General features: G+C 62.5%; 20 protein-coding genes. 7 read left to right on the forward strand and 13 right to left on the reverse strand.

Annotation, left to right across the window (positions count from 1 at the left end; all coding sequences use genetic code 11):
• Window positions 1-34: 34 nt before the first annotated feature.
• Window positions 35-1,336: an MFS transporter gene (locus BGP85_RS19625; RefSeq protein WP_103449470.1), complete on the forward strand. Its 1,302-nt coding sequence runs from the start codon at window positions 35-37 to the stop codon at window positions 1,334-1,336.
• Here the strand turns inward: BGP85_RS19625 and BGP85_RS19630 are convergent.
• The 8 genes from BGP85_RS19630 to BGP85_RS19665 all read right to left on the reverse strand — a co-directional run bounded on the left by BGP85_RS19630 (window position 1,311) and on the right by BGP85_RS19665 (window position 9,254).
• Window positions 1,311-2,180, reverse strand: coding sequence for an aldose 1-epimerase (locus BGP85_RS19630; protein ID WP_103449471.1), 870 nt, complete (start codon window positions 2,178-2,180; stop codon window positions 1,311-1,313). The genes BGP85_RS19625 and BGP85_RS19630 overlap by 26 nt on opposite strands.
• Complete coding sequence (locus BGP85_RS19635) at window positions 2,180-3,100, reverse strand: EamA family transporter (protein ID WP_103449472.1); 921 nt, start codon at window positions 3,098-3,100, stop codon at window positions 2,180-2,182. The genes BGP85_RS19630 and BGP85_RS19635 overlap by 1 nt, the downstream gene beginning before the upstream one ends.
• A 160-nt stretch (window positions 3,101-3,260) precedes the next feature.
• A complete protein-coding gene (locus tag BGP85_RS19640) occupies window positions 3,261-4,541 on the reverse strand; it encodes a TRAP transporter large permease (RefSeq protein ID WP_103449473.1) in 1,281 nt (426 codons plus the stop codon).
• Window positions 4,542-5,069, reverse strand: a complete 528-nt coding sequence (locus BGP85_RS19645; protein ID WP_103449474.1) for a TRAP transporter small permease — start codon at window positions 5,067-5,069, stop codon at window positions 4,542-4,544.
• A 67-nt stretch (window positions 5,070-5,136) separates the two neighbouring features.
• Window positions 5,137-6,108, reverse strand: a complete 972-nt coding sequence (locus BGP85_RS19650) for a TRAP transporter substrate-binding protein (RefSeq protein ID WP_103449475.1) — start codon at window positions 6,106-6,108, stop codon at window positions 5,137-5,139.
• 74 nt (window positions 6,109-6,182) lie between these two features.
• The gene (locus tag BGP85_RS19655) at window positions 6,183-7,058 is read right to left on the reverse strand and encodes a glucurono-1,5-lactonase (protein ID WP_103449476.1); all 876 of its coding nucleotides are present in this window, start codon (window positions 7,056-7,058) and stop codon (window positions 6,183-6,185) included.
• Between the two features lie 25 nt (window positions 7,059-7,083).
• Window positions 7,084-7,890 carry an NAD-dependent epimerase/dehydratase family protein gene (locus BGP85_RS19660; protein ID WP_103449477.1) on the reverse strand — a complete coding sequence of 269 codons (807 nt, stop codon included), beginning with the start codon at window positions 7,888-7,890 and terminating at the stop codon, window positions 7,084-7,086.
• 119 nt (window positions 7,891-8,009) lie between these two features.
• Entirely contained in the window at window positions 8,010-9,254 is a 1,245-nt protein-coding gene (locus BGP85_RS19665; RefSeq protein ID WP_103449478.1) for an OprD family porin, read from the reverse strand.
• A 311-nt stretch (window positions 9,255-9,565) separates the two neighbouring features.
• On the opposite strand from BGP85_RS19665, the gene BGP85_RS19670 reads away from it, so the two are divergent.
• The 3 genes from BGP85_RS19670 to BGP85_RS19680 all read left to right on the forward strand — a co-directional run bounded on the left by BGP85_RS19670 (window position 9,566) and on the right by BGP85_RS19680 (window position 12,872).
• The gene (locus BGP85_RS19670) at window positions 9,566-11,947 is read left to right on the forward strand and encodes a glucose/quinate/shikimate family membrane-bound PQQ-dependent dehydrogenase (protein WP_103449479.1); all 2,382 of its coding nucleotides are present in this window, start codon (window positions 9,566-9,568) and stop codon (window positions 11,945-11,947) included.
• Window positions 11,948-12,388: 441 nt separating this feature from the next.
• Complete coding sequence (locus BGP85_RS19675; RefSeq protein WP_103449480.1) at window positions 12,389-12,628, forward strand: type II toxin-antitoxin system RelB/DinJ family antitoxin; 240 nt, start codon at window positions 12,389-12,391, stop codon at window positions 12,626-12,628.
• Window positions 12,618-12,872 carry a type II toxin-antitoxin system RelE family toxin gene (locus BGP85_RS19680; RefSeq protein ID WP_103449481.1) on the forward strand — a complete coding sequence of 85 codons (255 nt, stop codon included), beginning with the start codon at window positions 12,618-12,620 and terminating at the stop codon, window positions 12,870-12,872. The genes BGP85_RS19675 and BGP85_RS19680 overlap by 11 nt, the downstream gene beginning before the upstream one ends.
• Before the next feature lie 232 nt (window positions 12,873-13,104).
• On the opposite strand, the gene BGP85_RS29640 is transcribed toward BGP85_RS19680, so the two are convergent.
• From BGP85_RS29640 to BGP85_RS19690, 3 genes are all read right to left on the reverse strand, one after another.
• Entirely contained in the window at window positions 13,105-13,359 is a 255-nt protein-coding gene (locus BGP85_RS29640; RefSeq protein WP_146048992.1) for a hypothetical protein, read from the reverse strand.
• Window positions 13,360-13,546: 187 nt separating this feature from the next.
• Window positions 13,547-14,797 (reverse strand): ribonucleotide-diphosphate reductase subunit beta, encoded by a 1,251-nt coding sequence (locus BGP85_RS19685; RefSeq protein WP_027918055.1) that lies wholly within the window; start codon window positions 14,795-14,797, stop codon window positions 13,547-13,549.
• A 677-nt stretch (window positions 14,798-15,474) separates the two neighbouring features.
• Window positions 15,475-18,354 (reverse strand): ribonucleoside-diphosphate reductase subunit alpha, encoded by a 2,880-nt coding sequence (locus BGP85_RS19690; protein WP_103449482.1) that lies wholly within the window; start codon window positions 18,352-18,354, stop codon window positions 15,475-15,477.
• Window positions 18,355-19,012: 658 nt separating this feature from the next.
• On the opposite strand from BGP85_RS19690, the gene BGP85_RS19695 reads away from it, so the two are divergent.
• Together BGP85_RS19695 and BGP85_RS19700 are read left to right on the forward strand one after the other, a co-directional pair.
• Window positions 19,013-19,711, forward strand: a complete 699-nt coding sequence (locus BGP85_RS19695; RefSeq protein WP_103449483.1) for a response regulator transcription factor — start codon at window positions 19,013-19,015, stop codon at window positions 19,709-19,711.
• Entirely contained in the window at window positions 19,708-21,309 is a 1,602-nt protein-coding gene (locus tag BGP85_RS19700; protein WP_103449484.1) for an ATP-binding protein, read from the forward strand. Before BGP85_RS19695 ends, BGP85_RS19700 begins: the two co-directional genes overlap by 4 nt.
• Before the next feature lie 3 nt (window positions 21,310-21,312).
• Here the strand turns inward: BGP85_RS19700 and BGP85_RS19705 are convergent, their stop codons facing one another.
• Entirely contained in the window at window positions 21,313-22,014 is a 702-nt protein-coding gene (locus tag BGP85_RS19705; protein ID WP_103449485.1) for a 4'-phosphopantetheinyl transferase family protein, read from the reverse strand.
• A 67-nt stretch (window positions 22,015-22,081) separates the two neighbouring features.
• On the reverse strand, window positions 22,082-22,876 hold the full coding sequence (locus BGP85_RS19710) for a dienelactone hydrolase family protein (RefSeq protein ID WP_103449486.1): 795 nt from the start codon (window positions 22,874-22,876) through the stop codon (window positions 22,082-22,084).
• Window positions 22,877-23,001: 125 nt separating this feature from the next.
• Between BGP85_RS19710 and BGP85_RS19715 the strand changes: the two genes are divergently transcribed.
• A complete protein-coding gene (locus tag BGP85_RS19715; protein ID WP_103449487.1) occupies window positions 23,002-23,607 on the forward strand; it encodes an outer membrane protein in 606 nt (201 codons plus the stop codon).
• Window positions 23,608-23,648 lie beyond the last annotated feature (41 nt).

A 23,648-nucleotide genomic window follows, 5' to 3' on the forward strand; every position in this document is an offset into this window, starting at 1 on the left:
ACCCGTCACTCTAAAAACAAGATTCAGGTGAACAATGAAGATCAAAGGCATCCGTTGGTGGATGGTCAGCCTTGTCACGGCCGGGCTCGTCGTCAACTACCTCGCCCGCAACACCCTCTCGGTGGCAGCCCCCACGCTGATGACCGACCTCTCCATCACCACCGAGCAATACGCCAAGATCGTCGCGACCTGGCAGATGTGCTATGCGCTCATGCAGCCGATCGCTGGCTGGCTCATTGATTTCGTCGGCACCAAACTGGGCTTTGCCGTGTTCGCCCTGGCCTGGTCGCTGGCCTGTGCGGGGGCCGCCCTGGCCAGCGGTTGGCAGAGCATGGCGTTCCTGCGCGGGTTGCTGGGCATGACCGAGGCCGCCGGCTTGCCGGCCGGGGTCAAGGCCACCACTGAATGGTTCCCAGCCAAAGAACGCTCGGTCGCCATTGGCTGGTTCAACATCGGTTCGTCGCTGGGGGCATTGCTGGCGCCACCGCTGGTGGTCTGGGCGATCCTGCACAGTGGCTGGCAGCTGGCGTTTGTCATCGTCGGCGTGTCCGGTGTGCTGTGGACCTTGCTGTGGATGCTGCTGTACAAGCACCCGCGTGATCAGAAGCGCCTGAGTAACGAGGAACGTGACTACATCCTGTCCGGCCAGGAAGCTCACTTCAAGGCCGAGAAGCGCGAGAAGGGGGCTTGGAGGCGCATCTTCAAGACCCGCAACTTCTACGCCATCGCTTCGGCACGCATCCTCTCCGAGCCGGCCTGGCAGACCTTCAACGCCTGGATTCCGCTGTACCTGATGACCGAGCGGCACATGAACATCAAGGAAGTGGCGATGTTCGCCTGGTTGCCGTTCCTCGCTGCCGACATCGGCTGCGTGCTCGGTGGTTACCTGAGCCCGATGTTCCATCGTTACTTCAAGGTTTCGCTGTTCACCTCGCGCAAGATGGTGCTGGTGTTCGGCGCCAGCTGCATGATCGGCCCGGCCTGCATCGGCCTGGTCGAAAGCCCGTACACGGCGATCCTGCTACTGTGCATAGGCGGCTTTGCCCACCAGACTTTATCGGGGGCGCTGTACTCGATCACCTCGGATTCCTTCAGCAAGGACCAGGTGGCGACCGCGACCGGCATGGGCGGCATGTGTGGTTATCTGGGGGCGGCGGTGTTTACCCTGGTGTTTGGCATTCTGGTCACGCAGATTGGCTACAGCCCGCTGTTCGTGGTGCTGGCGGCGTTCGATATCGTGGCGGCGGTGCTGGTGTGGAAGGTCGCACGCGAGGTGAATGGGGCTGCAAAGCAGCCCCATTATCAGGTAGTCACAATGCCTGATACTGCATCCTGAATCCCAGGCTGGTTGCTTCGCCTTTCTGCAACAGTCTCAGGCCCGGTCTTCCCGGCAGATGATGTGCATTGATCGGGTGGCTGACCGGCTCGAAACAGAAGAACGGCTGCTCATGCGGGCAGAACAATAGAAAATGCTCAGCGCCGCTGGCGCTGCACACCAGCCGATACCCCGCGCCCGGTTGCTCGATCACGCAGTTGCCGGGCCATTCGCTGAAGGCATGGTCGACCACCGTTTTTGGCAATCTACGTGCGCAGGTGAAATTCCAGTGATCAGGTATCTCGGCTTGCCGTGACGGCAACGGGCCATTCTCCGCCAGCCACACGGTGCGCGCTTGAGCATGCAATCGCGTATCGGGATGGCGCGGGAAGTAAGGATGCAGCCCCAGTCCATACCAGGTGGCCGGCGAATCCAGATGCGTCACCTGCAGGTCGAGGCTCAGGCAGCCCTCGTGCAGGTGCACATCCAGCGTTGCCCGGTAGGCAAACGGTATTGTGCTGTCGAGCCTCAGGCGGGCGTGGTGTTCGCTGTGCTGCTCAACCTGCCAGGGTTGCTGCCAGGCACTGCCGTGGATCGGGTAGGGGTCATGCCCGGTGTTCGGAGCCAGGGCCAGCCAGCCATCAGGGCGCTGGAAGCCGCCCTCGGCGATGCGGTTGGACCACGGCGCCAACGGGTAGCAGCCCAGGCGCCGCGGGCTGCCGCTGGCCAGGGCGGCTTCGTCGGCGGGGCGCAGCAACGCTTGCCCATTGGCGCTGGCTTGCCAGTTGACCAGGCTGGCACCCAGGTCGGGGGCGATGCTCAGGCGGGTAAGTCGGTCTTGCAGGTGCAACAGGGGGACGCTCATCAAGGCCTCCGGTAGGTCAACAGGACGATGCCGCACACCACCACGGCACCGCCAATCAATTGCATGCTACTGAGTTGCTGGCCGAGCAACGCCCAGCCCAGCAGCAACGTAGCGATGGGCTCGACGTTCATTACCGGTGCGTTCTGCGCCATGTTCAGCTTGGGTACGCAGACGAATAGCAAGGTGAAGGCAACGCCATACAATGCCACCAGGCTGGCCAGCGCTATCCAGCCGCTGGCGCTGCCCGGCAACGACAAGCCGGCCGGCATCACACCGCTGATGCCGGCGACCAGCATGCTGGTGAACACGATCAGCAAGGTCAGCAGGCTGCGCACCGGGCCGCGCACGGCGGCCAGCTTGTGGTCGGTGATCCACAGGGCGCAGGCGAACACGCAGGCGGCGCAGAACGCCAGGCCCACCCCCAAGGTCCAGTGCGGGTTGGCATCGCCACCGTCGGCCAAGCGTGCCGGAACATCCAGCGCCAGCACCAGGCCGCACAGGATCAGCCCCATGAACAACACCGTGCGCCCGCTCGGGCGGGTACCGCCCAGTGCCCAGGTCAGCAGCGCCAGGAGCATGGGGAAGGTATTGCCCACCAGCAGCGCCAGGGCCACCGGAATGCGTGCCACTGCCGAATACAGGCACAGGCTCTGGGTCGCGATCAGCAGGCCCAGTAGCAGCTGCCAGCGCCGTGTGCCGGAAGGCAGGCGCAGCGGTTGGCGCTGCCACAGCACCAGGCTGGCCAGCACCAGGAACGTGATTCCCGAGCGGCAGAGAATGGCCAGCAGCACGCCGGTGTCGTCGTCGAAGGCGATGCGTGCGGCGATGTGGTTGCCGGCGAACGAGCAGGCCAGCAGGGCCAACAGGGCAATGGCCAGTTTGCGCGGGAAGAGGGTTGTAGCAGAAGAGGGGGCAGCCATGTGCAGGATCCGTTTGCAGGGAAGAACCTGGGGCCGCTTCGCGACCCATTCGCGGTACAAGCCCGCTCCTACAGGGATCGCACAATGCCCAGGTTTGTGTGATGCCTGTAGGAGCGGGCTTGTCCCGCGAATGGGCTGCAAAGCAGCCCCAATACCAGAATTACAGGACGACGCTCGGCAGCCATAGTGAGATGGCCGGAATGTAGGTCACCGCCATCAGCACCAGGAACAGCGCCACGTAGAACGGCAGCAGCGCCTTCACCGTGGCTTCGATGCTGACCTTGCCAATCGCTGACCCGACGAACAGCACCGCACCCACCGGCGGTGTGATCAGCCCGATCCCCAGGTTGACCAGCATGATCATGCCGAAATGCACTGGGTCCACGCCGATACCGGTGATCACCGGCAGCAGGATCGGCGTGAGGATCAGGATCAGTGGCGCCATGTCCATCACCGTGCCCAGCAGCAGGAGCATGAAGTTGATGCACATCAGGATCACATAGCGGTTGTCCGATAGGGTCAGGAAGGCGGTGGTGATCTTCGACGGGATCTGCATCAGGGTCATCACGTAGCCGAAGCTGGCGGCGAAGGCGATCAGGATCATCACGATCGAGATGGTCCGTACCGTGCGGTGCATCAGCTTGGGCAGGTCGCGCCACTTGTAGTCGCGGTAGATGAACATGGTCACGAAGAACGACCACACCACCGCCACAGCCGCCGATTCGGTCGCCGTGAACACGCCCGACAGAATGCCGCCGAGGATGATCACCATAGCCATCAGGCCCCACAGCGCTTCACCGGCGATCTTCAGCGCCTCGCGCAGCGGAATCACCTCGCCCTTGGGGTAGTTGCGCTTCTTGGCGAAGATCAGGCACAGGCCCATCATCACCGCGCTCAGTAGCAGCCCGGGCATCACCCCGGCCATGAACAGCGACGCGATCGACACCGTGCCACCCGCTGCCAGCGAGTACAGCACCGAGTTGTGGCTGGGCGGGGTCAGCAGCGCCTGCACCGAGCCGCTGACGGTCACGGCAGTGGAGAACTCGCGCGGGTAGCCCTTGCGTTCCATTTCCGGGATCAGCACCGAGCCTACCGACGCGGTATCGGCCACCGACGAGCCGGAGATGGCGCCGAAGAAGGTCGACGCGGTGATGTTCACCAGCGACAGCCCGCCGCGCACGAAGCCCACCAGCACCCCGGCGAATGCCACCAGGCGCCGCGACATGCCGCCCTCCGCCATGATCGCGCCGGCCAGTACGAAGAACGGAATGGCCAGCAGCGAGAACTTGTTAACCCCACTTGCTACCTGGATCATCATCGCCTGCAGCGGGATGTCGATGTACCAGGCGCCAATCAGCGCCGACAGGCCCAAGGCGTACGCCACCGGCATGCCCAACAGGATCAGCGCGACGAAACTGCCCAACAGAATGAACGCATCCATTTACGCCGCCCCCTCGTTTTCTTCCACCAGGTCGTACTGCACCACCTTGCGCTGGCTCTGATCGCCTAGCAGGAGTTTCTCCAGCACGAAGATCAGCGTCAGCACGCCGCCGATCGGGATCGGCGCATAGCTCATGCCCACCCGAACGCTGGGCAGCGAGGCCATGTACTGGTTCCAGGTGGTAATGCACAGCTTGAAGCCGTACCAGGTCATGAACACACAGACGCCAACCATCAACAGCTGGGTGAACACCGCCACCAGGCGGCGCAGCGGTGCTGGCAGGCGGTCGGTGACCATCGCCACCGCCATGTGCGCGCCGGCGCGGTAACTGGCAGCGGCGCCGATGAAGGTGAACAGCACCATCAGCAGGATCGCGACCGGCTCCGGCCAGCTGGCGCCGGTGCCGAGCACGTAGCGGGCAAAGATGCCCCAGGGAATGATCAGCGACATGCTCAGCACCGACAGGCCGGCAACCCAGATGCAGGCGCGGTAGAGCGTGTCGTTGACGCTCAGGAAAAGCATTTTCATAGGCATCACCAAAGCGGCAGGGCGACGGGTATCGCACTGCCGAGGTCATTTGCGAGGAGGGCCGGGATTACTGGACTGCGTCGATACGCTTCATCAGGTCGGCGTACTGCGCACCGTACTTCTCGCGCACCGGGGCGGTGGCGTCGTAGAACGGCTTGGTGTCGACGGTGATGAACTCGACTCCGGCTGCCTTGAGCTTCTCTTCGCTGGCGGCGGACTTGGCGTCCCACAGTGCGCGTTCTTCCATCTGCGCTTCGCGGGCGACTTTCTTTACCAGGGCCTGCTGCTCGGACGAAAGCTTGTTCCAGGTGGTCTTGGACATCACCACTGGCTCCGGCAAGATCAGGTGATTGGTCAGGGTGAAGTACTTGGCGCTCTGGTAGTGGTTGTGTTCGAGCAGGGTCGGCGGGTTGTTCTCGGCGCCGTCGATCACTCCGGTCTGCAGGGCGCTGAAGATCTCGCCGGTGTCCATGGCGATGCCGTTGCCGCCCATGGCATTCATCATGTCGATGAACAGCGGGTTGCCCTGCACGCGGATCTTCATACCCTTGAGGTCTTCAAGGCTGCGCACCGGTTTCTTGGTGTAGAGGCTGCGCGAGCCGCCATCCATCCACGCCAGCGCGACCAGGTTGAATTCGGAATTGGTGATCTTGTCGAGGATTTCCTGGCCGATATCGCCGTCGATGATCTTGCGCATGTGCTCATGGTCGCGGAACACGAACGGCATGTTGAACACGTTCACGTCCGGCACCACCGGGCCGACGATGCCGAGGCTGACGCGGGTCATCTGCACCGCACCGATCTGTGCCTGCTCGATCACTTCCTTCTCCGAGCCGAGCACGCCGCCAGGGAACATCTTGAAGGTGATTTCGCCATTGCTGGCCTGTTCGAGCTTCTTGCCCATGTTCTGTTCGGCGACCACGGTCGGGTAACCGGCCGGGTGGATCTCGGCAAACTTGATGTCGAGTGCCGAGGCCGGCAGCGACAGGCTGAAAGCGAACGGGAGTGCGGCAAGAAGCAGCTTGCGTTTGAAGGTCATGGTGAAACTCCGTGGTTTTTATTATCTGGTTTCGCGCGTGAGTGTTGGATGCTGCGATGTTGCGTGAGCCGTGGTCAGCCGCGCCAGGCAGGTTCCTCCAGGCCCTGGACGCCGGGGCGCAGGGCGAACACACCACCGGCCAGGGGCTGATCGCTGAGGTCGTTGCCTGCAGGGCGGATCGAGGTGACAAACAAGGTGTCGAGGTTGGCGCCGCCGAAGGCGCACATCGCCGGCTTCTTCACCGGCACGCTGAGCGAGCGGTCGAGGCGACCGTCGGGGGTGAATCGGTGGATCTGCCCGGCGTCGTTGCCGCAGATCCAGTAGCAGCCGTCTGCGTCGATGGCGGCGCCGTCGGGGCGGCCGGGGAAGGCGCGCATGTCGACGAACAGCCGTTGGTTGTGCGGCGTGCCGCTGTCGATGTCGTAATCGAAAGTCCAGATCTTCTGCACGTTGGGGTGCGAGTCGGACAGGTACATGCGTGCGCCGTCCGGGCTGAAGGCCAAGCCGTTGGGCACGATCATGTCCTTGAGCTGCTGGCGCAACTGGCCTTCGCCATCGACCCGGTACAGCGCGCCGACGTGGGCACCTTGCTGCATGTCCATGAGCATGCTGCCGGCCCAGAAACGGCCCTGGCGGTCGCAGCGGCCATCGTTGAAGCGCATGCCGTGTTGCGGGTGTTCGACTGCGGCGAACAGGCGGCTGTCGAGGCTGCCGTCGGCCTGGGCCTGCAGCTGGAAGATGCCGCTCTGCATGCCGGCGACCCAACCCTGCTCGGTACGGGCGATGCAGGCGAGCATCTCGTCGCCTTGCCAGACCTGATGGGCGCCGTCCTGCCAGCGGTGCAGCTGGCGGGCCGGGATGTCGACCCAGTACAGGGCTTGTTCGCTGGGGTGCCACACCGGGCTTTCACCGGTGCCGTTGCGGGCGTCGACGATCAGTTCGCAGTGCATGCTGGAGCCTCTTGGCAGGGCAGTCTCAGTTGAATGGGCCGGCAGCGACGAAGGCGCCACCCTGGTAGACCATGCTCGGGTCGTCGGCTGCAGGCGCAGGTTTGGCCTCTACCGCGGCGCGGAATACTTCCGAACTGTCCTTGGGCTGGTAGCCCAGGTGCGCGGCATGGCGGTTGTCCCACCAGACGGTACGGTTGTCGGAAGCGCCGTAGACCACGGTGTGGCCGACATCGGCGGTGAACAGGCCGCGCTCGATCAGCTGGGTGAGGTCGTCGTAGCTCAGCCAGGTGCTGAGCATGCGTGGGTTCTGTGGCTCGTCGAACGAGGAGCCGATACGGATGCTGACGGTCTCGATGCCGTAGCGGTCGAAGTAGAAGCTGGCGACATCCTCGCCATAGCACTTGGACAAGCCGTAGTAGCTGTCGGGCCGGCGCAGGGCATGGGCGTCGATTGTCTGATCCTGGCGGTAGAAACCGATCACATGGTTGGAGCTGGCGAAGATGATGCGCCTTACCCCGTGCTTGCGTGCGGCTTCGTAGATGTGGAAGACGCCGCAGATGTTGGGGCCGAGGATCTCTTCGAAAGAATGCTCGGTGGACACGCCACCGAAGTGGACGATGGCGTCGACGCCTTCGACCAGGGCATGGACCGCAGCCTTGTCGGCCAGGTCGCAAGGGATGATTTCTTCATGGGGGCCGGTGGCGGGAGCCATCGGCGCGATGTCGGAAAGGCGCAGGACTTCGGCGCAGCCATTGAGGCGTTGGCGAAGCACCTTGCCCAGGCCGCCTGCGGCTCCGGTGAGCAGCAGGCGCTTGAAGGGGGTGGTGGTCATGGCGGCTCTACTTGTGATTGTTGTAAGTTGTCGTATGACTTTGCTGATTATCGGCAGCGGTTTCCGGGGTTGTCAATGCTGCTCGATTTTTAAAAGCTGGCGCGATCCCTGTGGGAGCGTTACAGCAACGACAGGGGATAGTTGAAGATCAACCGGTTCTCATCGAACTCGTTGCTGCTGTAATCGCGGCGAATGGTCGAGTTGCGCCACTTCACGCTCAGATCCTTGAACGGCCCGCTCTGGATCACATAGGCCAGTTCCGACTCGCGCACCCACTCCTTGCCGTCGGTCACCACCCCGGAATGCACATCGCGGCCACTGATATAGCGGTTCATCAAGGTCAGCCCCGGTACCCCGAGCGTCACGAAGTTGAAGTCATGGCGCACCTGCCACGAGCGCTCTTCGGCATTGTCGAAACTGGAGTTGTAGCTGTCGTTGGCCAGGGTTCCGCCGCTGGTGCCGTTGACCCGCATCCAGGTATCGCCATCGACCTTCTGCAGCCCGACCCAGAAGGTGTTGCCGCCGTACTTGGCCGAGAACATGCCCGAGTAGGTCTTGTTGTCCAGCTTGCCGGCGCGTTCCGAGCCGTCCTCGCCACCGTGGAAGTAGCCCAGGTTGGCGCCGAGGGTCCAGTCGCCCAGCGGCTGGCTGTGGCTCAGTTGCAGGTACTGCTGCTCGTAAACATCCTTGAGCACCGCGTTCCACAGCCCGACCAGGGTGCGGTCCTGGTTGAACTTGTATTCGCCGCCGACAAAGTTGAAGCGGTCCGACACGCCGCCGCCGTAACTCATGTCTTCCATGCTTGCGTCGTTGCGCGGGCTGTTGCCACGGAACTGGCCACCGTAGAGGGTCAGCCCGGCAATTTCGTTGGAGGTCACCTGGCCGCCGCGGAAGGTCTGCGGCAGCGAGCGGCCATCGTCCGAGCGCAGGATCGGCAGCACCGGCATCCATTCGCCAATCTTCAGTTCGGTCTTGGAAATACGTGCCTTGCCCGCCACGGCGAGGCGACCGTAGTCATCTGCCGGCCGCCCATCGTCATGGCGCGGCAGCAGCGCGGTGCCATAGGTGCCGCCACCACCGTCGAGTTTCACCGACCATAGCCCCAGCACATCCACGCCAAACCCCACCGGCCCCTGGGTGAAGCCGGAGCGGGCATCGAGAATGAAGCTCTGGGTCCACTCTTCGGCCTTGCTCTGCGGGTTGCTGGGGTTGGTGAAATTGCGGTTGATGTAGAAGTTGCGCAGGCCCAGTACGGCCTTGCTGTCATCGACGAAACCTTCGGCTTGGCTGACGCCCGGTGCACCGGTAAGCAGGCCGGCACCGAACAGCGCGAAGGGGAGAGCCTTGTGGCAAATTTTCGACATGGAGTTCGTCCGCTATGTTGTTTTTGTTATGTGTTGTCGTACAACTGCGGCGTTTTTTATCAAGCGGGAAATACACTGTCAACGCTGAAAATCGCAATCAGCCAGAGGCGTCAAGTGAAACATCGCCTCCGAGCGCTCTAGATCAAGGTCTTGAAAAAACATGAGTCATACTATGACGTGGGCAAATATTGTTACATTTGCGGCAATGGACTCATTTTGCTGCGACGGTTAGTCGCAGAATCATTTCGTAATACTATTCTTCGTTCCTGAATGGCTAATCGATTCAGTCCAATGAAACGGAGAATTCACCCATGAGCACTACCCGTGCTTCGCAACCCTCACCCTTGCTGCCCAGGCTGCTAGGCGTGCTCTTTCTGCTGATGGGCCTGGCCCTGGTGGCCGGCGGCATCAAGCTGATGGGCCTCGGCGGCTCGCTGTATTACCTCTTGGCCGGCATCGGCATCCTGATCACCGCTGGCCTGCTGCTGGCCGTGCGCCGCGAGGCGTTGAGCGTGTATGGCATCGTGCTGCTGCTGACCACCCTGTGGTCACTGATGGAAGTGGGCCTGGACTGGTGGCAGCTGGTGCCGCGCCTGGCCCTCTGGTTCGTCCTGGGCCTGGTGCTGCTGTTGCCCTGGTTGCGCAGGCCGCTGACCCTCGGTGAGCCGTATCCGCTAGGGACCGGGGTGCTGGGCGTGGGCGTGGTGGCGGCGGGGCTGATGGCCCTGGCCAGCCAGTTCACCAACCCCAACACCATCGTCGGTCATCTCGATCGCGACACCGCTGGCACCACGAACACCGCACCGACAATGCCCGACGGTGACTGGCAGTCTTACGGCCGTACGGAATTCGGCGACCGTTACTCGCCACTCAAGCAGATCACCCCGGAGAACGTCGGCAAGCTCAAGCTGGCCTGGACCTACCGCACCGGCGACATTCCCGGCCCCAATGACCCGGGCGAAACCACCGCGGAAAACACCCCGCTCAAGGTCAACGGCAAGCTCTACGTGTGCACCCCGCACAGCCAGGTGATCGCCTTGGACCCGGACAGCGGCAAGGAACTGTGGCGCTTCGATCCCAAGCTCAGCACCCAGAACGCAGCCAACTTCAAGGGCTGGGCGCACATGACGTGTCGCGGCGTGGCCTATTTCGACACCGCCAAGTCGCAAGCGAGCCCTGCCGAAGGTCAAGCCTGCGCCAAGCGGGTCTACGTGCCCACCGCCGACACCCGCCTGATCGCCCTGGATGCCGATACCGGCAAGCAGTGCGAAGGCTTCGGCGACAACGGCCAGGTCGACCTGACTCGCAACATCGGCACCTTTACCGCCGGTGGCTACTATTCCACCTCACCACCCACCGTGGCCGGGGGCCTGCTGATCCTCGGCGGCCACGTCACCGACAACGTCTCCACCGACGAGCCGTCCGGTGTGGTGCGCGCCTATGACGCCATCACCGGCCAGCTGGTGTGGAACTGGGACAGCGGCAAGCCCGATGCCACCGCGCCGATCGCTGACGGCCAGTTCTACACGCGCAACTCGCCGAATGTGTGGTCGGTGATCAGCGCCGACGAAAAACTTGGCCTGCTGTACCTGCCCATGGGCAACCAGATGCCCGACCAGTGGGGGGGTAACCGCACGCCGGAAGCCGAGAAGTTCAGTGCCGGCCTGGTGGCCTTGGACATCGCCACCGGCAAGGTGCGCTGGAACTACCAGTTCACCCACCATGACCTGTGGGACATGGACGTCGGCGGCCAGCCGAGCCTGATCGACATCAAGACTGCCGACGGGGTTAAACCTGCGGTCATGGCTTCGACCAAGCAGGGCAGCATCTACGTGCTCGATCGCAGCAACGGCCAGCCGCTGGTGCCGATCCACGAAACGCCCGTTCCCCAGGGGGCAGTGGAAGGCGACCATACCTCTGCGACCCAGCCGATGTCCGAGCTCAACTTCATGCCGCCGACCTTGCACGAGCGCGACATGTGGGGCGTGACGCCGTTCGACCAGATGCTCTGCCGCATCGACTTCCGTTCGATGCGTTATGACGGCATCTTCACCCCACCGTCGCTGCAGGGCTCGCTGGTGTACCCGGGCAACTTCGGCGTGTTCGACTGGGGTGGCATTTCCGTCGACCCGGTGCGCCAGATCGCCTTCGTCAACCCCAGCTACATGGCCTTCAAGTCCCAGCTGATTCCAGCTTCCAAGATCGCCAGCCAGCCTGCGCGCAAGAGCGAAACCGAAGGTATCCAGCCGAACAAGGGCGCGCCATACGGGGTGATCATGGGCGCCTTCCTGTCGCCGATGGGGCTGCCGTGCCAGGCGCCGTCCTGGGGCTACGTGGCAGCCGTGGACCTGACCACGCACAAGGTGATCTGGAAGCACAAGAACGGCACCGTGCGGGACAGCTCGCCGGTCCCGATCCCGCTGACCATGGGTGTGCCGAGCCTGGGCGGGACCTTCATGACCGCCAGTGGCCTGGCGTTCCTCAGTGGCACCCTCGACCAGTACCTGCGTGCCTATGACGTGCGCGACGGCAAGGTGCTCTGGGAAGGGCGCCTGCCGGCAGGCGCGCAGACCACGCCGATGACCTACACCGGCAAGGACGGGCGCCAGTATGTGCTGGTGATGGCTGGCGGGCATGGCTCGCTGGGCACCAAGCAAGGGGACTACGTGATGGCGTTTGCCTTGCCTGAATAACGCGTTTTTTGTGGGAGCGGCCTTGCGCCGCGAAAAGGGCCGCTTTGCGGCCCTTTTCGCATCATTCACGTTTACCGCTGAACAAATTGCAACAAGTCATGTCGCAAAGGGTGCTCGCGCAAGGCGGGCCGAGGCGAGAGCCGAAGTGGTGTCCGAATCTGTTTCACTACTACGATGAAGGCGCCGATGGCGCCTTTTTTCGTTGTCTTTAGCCATGTACAACCTCGGCCCTAGCGCCGAGCAGTGTGGGAGATTCTGTCTTGCTCATTTCTAAAAAACGGCGCGCGATCCCTGTGGGAGCGGGCTTGCCCCGCGAACACCGGCGGAGCCGGTGCCATGCAGTCCCGTCATTCGTGGATTTCTGAAAGACGGACAGCAGTTGCGCAATGGCAAAGATAAGCGCATTGTAATGACGAATGTCTTTACCAAGAGGGCCATCCCATGGCGTCCATCAATATCCGCGTCGATGACGAACTCAAAGCCCGCGCCTATCAGGAACTAGAGCGGCTAGGCGTAACCCCGTCCGAGCTCATGCGCCAGGCACTGCAATACGTGGCCGAACGAGGCAAGCTACCTTTTCGACCCGTGCTGATGACTGAGGAAGACGAAGACCTGATCGCGATTGTGAGAGAGCGACTTGCCTCCCCGCAGCGCGTGAGGGTGCAGCTGGATGACCTATAGCCTCGACTTCGATTCACGTGCGATGAAAGAGTGGAAGAAGCTCGGTGATACGGTTCGTCAGCAGTTCAAGAAGAAGCTGGCCGAGGTTCTGCTGAACCCGCGGGTGGAGGCTAATCGGCTCAGCTCGCTGCCCGATTGCTACAAGATAAAGCTTCGCAGCAGTGGCTACCGCTTGGAGTTTGTGGTGGCCGTTGATCGCCGAGAGCGCGATGAGGTTTATCGGAAGGCGGCCCAGCGACTTTAGTGATCTTCATTCGGCGTGCTGTTCTCCCTGTCTGATGCTTGCTTCGCAGACAACCTTTCGCATCCAAGCAGGCACATCACCGTCGTGGGGCTCGGTCTCACCTTGCCTGCAATGGGCTCAGCTTCGGCCGCATATATATGCCTCGTACGATCCGCTCCAGTTTACCAGCCTGAACCAGCTGTGAAAGCGCCTCGCGGACGGCTTGTCTTGAGACGAACTTGCGGGCCGATTCTTATTTTTTCTTTGTTTCCGTTTGATAAGTTCCAGTTGTTGTGGGTAATGTCGTATCCGATAGTGATGCCTTCGGGAGACACCTCTTCAATGTGCTGAATGAAAAATCAGCATATGTGTAATAAGTTTGTTTTCGGTTGGATGTTTTGAATCCGGTTTTTAGATTGTGGAATGCGCAACAAGCCAGGGCGAGTACAGTCGATTTTCCTGAGCCGTTGCGGCCTGCAATTGCAGTAATTGGAAAATCAATTGATATGTCGAGATTGGAAACGCCCTTATGCTTCCAGTCACGACTCTTATTCTTCTTAAGTGCGCATTGGAGAAGTCTTTCTCAAACCACTTGCGAAGCTCTCGGTCCTTATTGCTTTAGCTGTACTTCAAGTTTAACGCTGCTAAAAAACCCCGCTATTGCGGGGTTAGATGATTTTATATCGGTATTGAGATCAGTCCCAGCTCAGCGCCCCACCGGTCTGATACTCAATCACACGCGTCTCGAAGAAGTTCTTCTCCTTCTTCAAGTCCATGATCTCGCTCATCCAAGGGAACGGGTTGGTAGTCCCTGGGTACTCTTCCTTCAGGCCAATCTGGGTCAGGCGACGGTTGGCGATGAACTTGAGGTAGTCCTCCATCATGGCTGCGTTCATGCCCAGCACGCCGCGTGGCATGGTGTCGCGGGCGTATTCGATCTCCAGCTGGGTCCCTTGCAGGATCATCTGGGTCGCTTCTTCCTTCATCGCCGCGTCCCACAGATGCGGGTTCTCGATCTTGATCTGGTTGATCACGTCGATACCGAAGTTCAGGTGCATCGACTCGTCGCGCAGGATGTACTGGAACTGCTCGGCGACGCCGGTCATCTTGTTGCGGCGGCCCATCGACAGGATCTGGGTGAAGCCGCAGTAGAAGAAGATGCCTTCCAGTACGCAGTAGTAGGCGATCAGGTTGCGCAGCAGCTCTTTGTCGGTCTCGACAGTACCGGTGTTGAATTCCGGGTCGGAGATGGCGCGCGTGTATTTCAGGCCCCAGGCGGCTTTCTTCGCGACCGACGGGATCTCGTGGTACATGTTGAAGATCTCGCCTTCATCCATGCCCAGCGACTCGATGCAGTACTGGTAGGCGTGGGTGTGGATCGCCTCTTCGAAGGCCTGGCGCAGGATGTACTGGCGGCATTCCGGGTTGGTGATCAGGCGGTACACGGCCAGGGCCAGGTTGTTGGCAACCAGGGAGTCGGCGGTGGAGAAGAAGCCGAGGTTGCGCATGACGATGCGGCGCTCGTCTTCGGTCAGGCCGTCCATGCTCTTCCACAGGGCGATGTCGGCGGTCATGTTGACCTCTTGCGGCATCCAGTGGTTGGCGCAGCCGTCGAGGTACTTCTGCCAGGCCCAGTCGTACTTGAACGGTACCAGTTGGTTGAGGTCGGCGCGGCAGTTGATCATGCGCTTTTCGTCAACGGCGACACGGGCCGAGGAGCCTTCCAGCTCGGCCAGGCCTTCGGCGATGTCGAGGGCGTCGAGGGCGGCCTTGGCGCGCTTCACTGCGTCGGAGTCGGCAGCGGTGGCAGCACGGGCTTCCAGGGCGGCGGCACCGCCGGCGCTGTCGAGCTTGTCGAGGGTGGCGGCGGCAGTGGCCTGCGCAGGGGTGTTGCCTTTGGCGGCTACTTCGCCGTCTTCCTTGTCGAATTCGTCCCAGCTCAGCATGGTGATTGGCTCCTGCTTGAGGGTTGCCCTGGGGCAACCGGTTGGATTTTAAGAATGTGATGCCTGACGCAAGGCCGTTACGGCGAATGGACAGCTCGAGAGGCTGACTCTCGTTACATCTGGTTCGTGCCTGGCCAGGCCTCGGGGAGGGGCCAGGGACTTGAATGGGTGCCCTTTTCAGAGGGGGCGAAGTATACCGGAATTCGCCTTGGATCGGGGCGCGTGTCTTGCGGGCGAAGGTAACTTTTCCGACCGAAAATGCATGCGTCCGTTCACCGGGTTTACATCGTTTGCTATGAGGAGGGAGTGTAGCGGTAAAAAGCAAAAGGCACTACATATTGTGCCTTTTAATTTATTTCATACATCATGTGGTGTTGGCGCGCTCATGAGGGTGCGCGCCAATTCGCAGCTAGCGAGTCGAGCGCAGTGTTTCGACAATGTGTGTCTTGGGGTGCTTGCGCGCTTGTTCGACCGTGGTGAAACGGCCGGTTTCAGCATTGCGACCGATCTTGCGAGATGCCACTTTTTTCCGCGCCATGGGCTTGCGTCCTTTTTTGAGAGGTCCTGTTTTTTTACCCAGCTGCGCGAGCGCTGGGCAAAGGGCAAGGTTTCTCGGGGACGCGGATACAAAAATGCCGCAAGGGGCACCCGTGGGCGCCCCTCGCGGCATTCAAGCCTTACTGGCAGGCTTCGCAGTCAGGCTCGTCGATCGCGCAGGCCTTTGGCACTGGCGCTGGGCCGGCTGCCTGGATCGGGGCGCTGTCGCCGCCGCTGGAAACGGCGTTGAGCTTGCCGGTGTTGATGGTCGACTTCTCGGTGCTGGTCGCGGCCAGGGCACGGAGGTAGTAGGTGGTCTTCAGACCACGGTACCAGGCCATGCGGTAGGTCACGTCCAGCTTCTTGCCCGAGGCGCCGGCGATGTACAGGTTCAGCGACTGAGCCTGGTCGATCCACTTCTGGCGACGCGAGGCGGCGTCGACGATCCACTTGGTTTCGACTTCGAACGCAGTGGCGTACAGGTCTTTCAGTTCTTGCGGGATACGCTCGATCTGCTGCACCGAACCGTCGTAGTACTTCAGGTCGTTGATCATGACCGAGTCCCACAGGCCGCGGGCCTTCAGGTCGCGGACCAGGTACGGGTTGATCACGGTGAACTCGCCCGACAGGTTCGATTTCACGTACAGGTTCTGGTAGGTCGGCTCGATCGACTGCGACACGCCGGTGATGTTGGCGATGGTCGCGGTTGGCGCGATGGCCATGATGTTCGAGTTACGAATGCCTTTCTGCACGCGGGCACGGACCGGCGCCCAGTCCAGCGACTCTTCCAGGTTGACGTCGATGTACTTCTGGCCACGGGCCTCGATCAGGATCTGTTGCGAATCCAGCGGCAGGATGCCCTTGGACCACAGCGAACCCTGGAAGGTCTCGTAGGCGCCACGTTCGTCGGCCAGGTCGCAGGAGGCCTGGATCGCGTAGTAGCTGACCGCTTCCATCGACTTGTCGGCGAACTCGACGGCAGCGTCGGAGCCGTACGGGATGTGCTGCAGGTACAGCGCGTCCTGGAAGCCCATGATGCCCAGGCCGACCGGACGGTGCTTGAAGTTCGAGTTACGCGCTTGCGGCACCGAGTAGTAGTTGATGTCGATCACGTTGTCGAGCATGCGCACGGCGGTGTTCACGGTGCGTTGCAGCTTGGCGGTGTCCAGCTTGCCGTCGACGATGTGGTTCGGCAGGTTGATCGAGCCCAGGTTGCAGACCGCGATCTCGTCCTTGTTGGTGTTCAGGGTGATCTCGGTGCACAGGTTCGAGCTGTGCACCACGCCCACGTGCTGCTGCGGCGAACGCAGGTTGCACGGGTCCTTGAAGGTCAGCCACGGGTGGCCGGTCTCGAACAGCATCGACAGCATCTTGCGCCACAGGTCTTTGGCCTGGATGGTCTTGAACACCTTGATCTTGTTGTACTCGGTCAGGGCTTCGTAGTACTCGTAGCGCTCTTCGAAGGCCTTGCCGGTCAGGTCGTGCAGATCAGGCACTTCCGATGGCGAGAACAGGGTCCACTTGCCGTCATCGAAGACGCGCTTCATGAACAGGTCAGGGATCCAGTTGGCGGTGTTCATGTCGTGGGTACGACGACGGTCATCACCGGTGTTCTTGCGCAGCTCGATGAATTCTTCGATGTCCAGGTGCCAGGTTTCCAGGTAGGCACACACGGCGCCTTTGCGCTTGCCACCCTGGTTCACGGCGACGGCGGTGTCGTTGACCACTTTCAGGAACGGCACGACGCCCTGGGATTTACCGTTGGTGCCCTTGATGTAGGAGCCCAGTGCACGCACAGGGGTCCAGTCGTTGCCCAGGCCACCGGCGAATTTCGACAGCATGGCGTTGTCGTGGATCGCGTGGTAGATGCCCGACAGGTCGTCCGGTACGGTGGTCAGGTAGCAGCTCGACAGCTGTGGACGCAGGGTACCGGCGTTGAACAGAGTCGGAGTCGAAGCCATGTAGTCGAACGACGAGAGCAGGTTGTAGAACTCGATCGCACGGGCTTCTTTGTCTTTTTCTTCCAGCGCCAGGCCCATAGCCACACGCATGAAGAACACCTGTGGCAGCTCGAAGCGCACGCCATCCTTGTGGATGAAGTAGCGGTCGTACAGGGTCTGCAGGCCCAGGTAGGTGAACTGCTGGTCGCGCTCGTGGTTGATCGCCTTGCCCAGTTTTTCCAGGTCGAAGTCGGCCAGTGCCGGGTTCAGCAGCTCGAACTCGATACCTTTGGCGACATAGGCCGGCAGGGCCTTGGCGTACAGGTCGGCCATCTCGTGGTGGGTGGCGCTGTCGGCGACGTTGAGGAAGCCCAGGCCTTCGGCACGCAGGGTGTCCATCAGCAGGCGGGCGGTGACGAACGAGTAGTTCGGCTCACGCTCGACCAGGGTACGGGCGGTCATCACCAGGGCGGTGTTGACGTCCTTGATGGCCACGCCGTCGTACAGGTTCTTCAGGGTTTCGCGCTGGATCAGGTCGCCATCGACTTCGGCCAGGCCTTCGCAGGCTTCGCTGATGATGGTGTTCAGGCGCGCCATGTCCAGCGGCGCCAGGCTGCCGTCGGCCAGGGTGATGCGGATGCTTGGGTGCGGCTCGACCACGGCGTCGGTGTGGGCGCGGGTGGCACGCTCCTTGGCGCGCTGGTCGCGGTAGATCACGTAGTCACGGGCGACTTTCTGCTCGCCGGCACGCATCAGGGCCAGTTCGACCTGGTCCTGGATTTCTTCGATGTGGATGGTGCCACCCGATGGCATGCGACGCTTGAACGTGGCAGTGACCTGCTCGGTCAGGCGCGCGACGGTGTCGTGGATGCGCGACGAGGCAGCGGCGGTGCCGCCTTCAACTGCGAGGAACGCCTTGGTGATGGCCACGGTGATCTTGTCGTCGGTGTAGGGGACGACAGTGCCGTTGCGCTTGATCACGCGCAGTTGGCCTGGGGCGGTGGCGGCCAGATCCTGGTTGGAATCGGCGGCCTGCGGCGCCTTGGCCTGCGGGTTCTCGCGAGTTGTGTCGGTTTGCATGGGTGGGTGTCTCCACAGTTTCTATAGTGTTCAGGCGCCTTTGGGGCGCCCACCGTTCCGTCCACTTGCTCGATGGCCTTGGCGAGGATGCGTCATGCACGCGCATCCACCCGCTCGGGCGTACCGACTTCGGGACAGATCAGGAAATGGGGGCAAGAACCTTGCCGCTCCCTGGCCGAAGTCAAATGCCCTGGGGTGAGCCAGAGCAGGCTGTTCAGTATCCGCTAGGAGCGGTTGGATCGATGAAACCACGACGAGTTCTGCCAGAAAAACCGCTTGAATTTTTCTGCTGACTCATGCTTGGCGATGGTGACTGAAACCCAACATCTAGTGGTTTGCTGTGCTGGGGATACAAGATAATGCGGTACAGGGGTCTTTGCAAGGCGACCGCCTGTGGATAACTTGTGCGTACTTTGTGAGTGAATAGTGGGTAATCGCTGTAGGCCTAGTGCCAAGTGGCGTGCACTATTTTTCTCTCGGTCGCTGCCCCCAGGCAGAATTTTTCGGGCGCGAACCCTACCACAAAAATCGGTTCAGTCGAGGCTGCCGTCGGGCGGGTTGGCAGTGCCGACGGGCGGCACGTAGTATCCGGGGGTGATGTTGCCTTTTGGTTAAAGGCCGGTACCGACAGTAAAACAACAATTCAAAGGCAGGGGCCATGGACCAACCCAGCAACCGCATCCTCATCGTCGAAGACGACCAGCGCCTGGCCGAGCTCACTGCCGAATACTTGCAGGCCAACGGCTACGAGGTCGCCGTGGAGGGCGATGGCGCCCGCGCCGCGCGCCGCATTGTCGACAGCCAGCCGGACCTGGTGATTCTCGATCTGATGCTCCCCGGTGAAGACGGCCTGAGCATCTGCCGCCGCGTGCGTGGCCAGTATCCCGGCCCGATTCTGATGCTGACGGCCCGTAGCGACGAACTCGATCAGGTCCAGGGCCTGGACCTTGGGGCCGACGACTATGTGTGCAAGCCGGTGCGGCCGCGCTTGCTGCTGGCGCGGATCCAGGCCCTGCTGCGGCGCAGCGAAGGCCCCGACAACAAACGCCACGACCTGGCCTTCGGGCCGCTGCGCATCGACAACCGCCTGCGTGAAGCCTGGCTCGACGCGCAGCAGATCGACCTCACCGGTGCTGAATTCGACCTGCTCTGGCTGCTGGCCAGCAACGCCGGGCGGGTGCTGACGCGCGAGCAGATCTTCACTGCCTTGCGCGGGGTCGGCTACGACGGCCAGGACCGCTCCATCGATGTGCGCATTTCCAGGATTCGCCCCAAGATCGGCGACGACCCGATCCACCCGCGGCTGATCAAGACGCTGCGCAGCAAGGGTTACCTGTTCGTCGGCGATGCCCCATGAACCGTTCGATCTTCCTGCGCATCTACGGCGGGATGCTTGCGGTGCTGGTGCTGGTGGCGTTGCTCGGCGTGCTCAGCCTGCATCTGGTCAACGAAGTGCGCGCGGCCCAGCACCGCGAGCGGTTGGCCCAGGGTACGTTCAGCCTGATGGCCGACAACCTGGCGCAGCAGAATGAAACCGAGCGCAAGCGCTCGCTGCTGATGTGGGGGCGGTTGCTGGGCGTGCCACTCGAACTGCAGCCGATGACGGCGCGCACTTTGGATGGTGGCCAGCGCGCCCGCCTGTACCGTGGCCTGGTGGTGGTGGAGAAGACCGGGCCGCACGCTGCCCAGGTGCTGCGCAAGGTCGGCCAGGAGGACTTGTTGCTGGTGGCCCAGGTCAAGCAGGTCAGCGAGCAGCTGGCGCGTGCCACGCTTTACCTGCTGGCCGATGAGCTGGTGCGCTACCCGGTGACCGAGCAGCAACAGCGCCTGGCAGAAATCAACCAAAGCAAGGGCTTCGGCTTTGGCGTCGCCTTGCAACGCATCGAGCGGGTCGGCCTGGACGATGATCAGCGGCGCCGGGTGGAGGAGGGGGACACGGTGATGGCGCTGGGCCGCGATGGCGATTCCATCCGCGTGTTCGCCGGCCTGCCAGGCTCTCCACTGGTGCTGGAGATCGGCCCGCTGTATCAGCTCAACCCTTATCCGCCACAGTTGTTGATCCTGATCGCCTTCCTTGGCCTGTGCCTGATCGGCCTGGTGGTGTATCTGCTGGTGCGCCAGCTGGAACGGCGCGTGTCAGGCATGGAAATCGCCGCCACGCGCATCGCCCAGGGCAGCCTGGACACCCGCGTGCCGGCCGGTGATGCCGATTCGGTGGGGCGCCTGGCCGCTGCGTTCAATGGCATGGCCGAGCACCTGCAGCGTTCGCTTAACATGCAACGCGAGCTGGTGCGCGCGGTGTCCCACGAACTGCGCACGCCAGTGGCACGCTTGCGCTTTGGCCTGGAGATGATCGAAAGCGCGCCCACCGAGCAGGCACGCGCCAAGCACCTGGCCGGCATGGATGGCGATATCCAGGACCTCGACAGGCTGGTCGACGAGATGCTGACCTACGCACGCCTGGAGCAGGGCGCGCCGGCGCTGAAATTCCAGCGTGTCGAGCTGGATGCGCTGTTCGACCGGGTGATCGAAGAGCTGGCGCCGCTCAACAGCAAGGTCCGCTTGCTGCGCGGGGCGTGCCAGGCCAGCGACGGCTGCTGGGTCGAGGCCGAGCCGCGTTACCTGCATCGTGCGCTGCAGAACCTGGTGAGCAATGCGCTGCGCCATGCTGGCAGTGAAGTACGCTTGAGCTACCAGCTGGGCCAGCAGCGTTGCCGCATCGATGTGGAAGACGATGGCCCGGGCATCCCCGAGGGTTTCTGGGATCGCATCTTCACCCCCTTCACCCGGCTCGACGACAGCCGCACCCGCGCTTCTGGTGGGCATGGCCTGGGCCTGTCGATCGTGCGGCGGATCATCTACTGGCATGCCGGCCGCGCCACGGTAGGGCGCAGCGAGGCGCTGGGCGGGGCCTGCTTCAGCCTCAACTGGCCGCGTGAGCAGGCGCCGCAGTAGGGCTCAGACGCTGATCAGGCTGAGCAGGTGGCCGTCTTGCAAGCAGAACTGGCCTTCGACTTCGGCGCCGTGTCGCCATTCGGGTGACAGGTCGGTGAGAAGGCGCAGGCGCGCCAGGCCATCGACTGACCATTCCAGCACCTCGGCGTGCTCGAAATAGAAGCGCTGCCGGGTCAGTGGGTAGAGCGCCTTGAACAGGCTTTCCTTGAGCGAGAAGGTCAGGGTGACCGTCAGGCCCAGCTGGCTGCGGTCCAGGCGCTCGCGTTCGGCAGGCGTCAGGATCTCGCCCATCAGCCGCTCGGCGCGCTCATCTTCCAGCAGCGCTTCCTGGTCCAGGCCCAGGCTGCGGCAGGCCCCATCGGCAGCGACCACAGCGGCGGCCCAGCCTTTGCCATGGGTGATCGAGCCGTGGATATCCGCGGGCCAGATCGGTGAGCGGTCCTCATGGGTGCCAGGGACGTAGTCGCGGCCATCCAGGCGCAGCAGCGCGGCACGGGCGCAGACACGGCCGGCCAGGTACTCGGCCTGGCGCTTGGCCACCGAGCGTTGCAGGCTGGCGCTGGGTACGATACCGGCGCGCTGGAAGTCATCGGCGGCCAGGTGGGCGGGGTCGAAGGCGCAACTGACCAGCACCGCGCCGGGCAGCGGGCGGGGCAGGGGCCAGTGATGCTGGAGCGGGGCGCAGCAGGCGGGGAGTGTGTTCATGACCGGTATTGTGCCAGCCGGGAGTCTCATGTGGGAGATGGTGGCCGCACAGCGGCCCCAGCGCTCTCTACTTGAATACCTGCTTGAAGAACGCCTGCATGTCTGCCCACGAGCTCTTGTCTGCTGCCTCGTTGTAGCCAATGTCAGGCCCGCCATGATCGCCATGGCTCAGCCGGTCTGCATCCGGGTTGGTGAAACCATGCTTGGCGCCCGGAATGCTGACGAACTGGTAGTTGACCTTGGCTGCATCCATCTCTTTCTTGAAGGCGTCCACCTGCTGCGGGGTGACCATGCTGTCGTCCGCCCCGTGTTCGACCAGCAGGTAGGCCCGCACCACGCCAGGCTCGGTGACCGGTGTCTGGGTGGCCAGTGCGCCGTGGAAACTCACCACGCCATCCAGCCGCGCGCCCCGGCGTGCGGCATCCAGCACCACCTTGCCGCCGAAGCAGTAGCCCACCGCGCCGAGCTTGTGCTTGTCGGTATAGGGTTGTTTCTTCAGCAGGTCGAGCCCCGCGTCGAAGCGCCTGGCCGCCGCTTTCGGGTCCTTCATCGCCGCGGCCATGAATGCCTGGGCGTCCTGCGGGTGCTCGGTGTGCTTGCCTTCGCCATACATGTCGATGGCCAGCGCGCTGTAGCCCAGCCCGGCAAGATCGCGCGCACGGCGTTTGGCATAGTCGTTCAGCCCCCACCATTCGTGCACTACCAGCACACCCGGGCGCTCGCCCTTCACGGCATCGTCGTAGGCGTAATAGCCCATCAGCGCGGTGCCGTCGGCATCTTGGTAACGGATCTCGCGGGTCTGCACCGCCGCTTGGGCGAGGGCGGCGCTGCACATCAGGGTCAGGGCCAGCAGGGCACGCATGTTCACTACTCCTTGTTCAACAGATCGTTCAGCCGCGGTTCAGCCAGGGTTCAGTCGCGGTTCAGGGCACCTTGCTTACTCTAGCTTCCAGACCGCAACAGCGCATTCAACTGGAGTAAGAAGCCATGAAAACCTTCAACACCCTGCTCGCTGCCATGGCCGTTTGCGCCGCTGGCATGACCTCTGCCCAGGCGGCCGAAGATACTTTCGCCAGCTTCACGTACGGGCAGACCAGCGACAAGGTCCGCAAGTCCGGACTGCTGCAGAGCAACACCGACCACCTGAACGCCGACGGCATCATCGGCAAGGATGATACCTGGGGCGTGCGCCTGGGCAAGATCAATGATCAGGCACGCTACTACCTGACCTACGACAACGTTTCCGGCGACCACAGTGGCTACAAGTTGCGCCAGGAAAACCTGCTCGGCAGCTACGACCTGCTCCTGCCGGTGGGGGATACCACCAAGCTGTTCGGCGGTGGCAGCCTGGGCATGACCAAGCTGACCCAGGATTCGCCAGGGGCCAGCCGTGATACCGACTATGGCTATGCCTACGGCTTGCAGGCCGGCGTTATCCAGGACATCACCGACCAGGCTTCGGTCGAGCTGGGCTACCGTTACCTGCGTACCAATGCTGCAACGGAGGTGGGCGCCAGTGGCGGGCCGAAGGAAGGCACCCTGCGCCTGACCAGCAGTGCACAGACCTACCTGGCAGCCAGCTACAAGTTCTGACCGGCGAGCCGGGTTATCCTGTGCCGGCCCTTTCGCGGGAC

This window comes from Pseudomonas putida (genome assembly GCF_002906855.1).
GTDB lineage: Bacteria > Pseudomonadota > Gammaproteobacteria > Pseudomonadales > Pseudomonadaceae > Aquipseudomonas > Aquipseudomonas putida_N.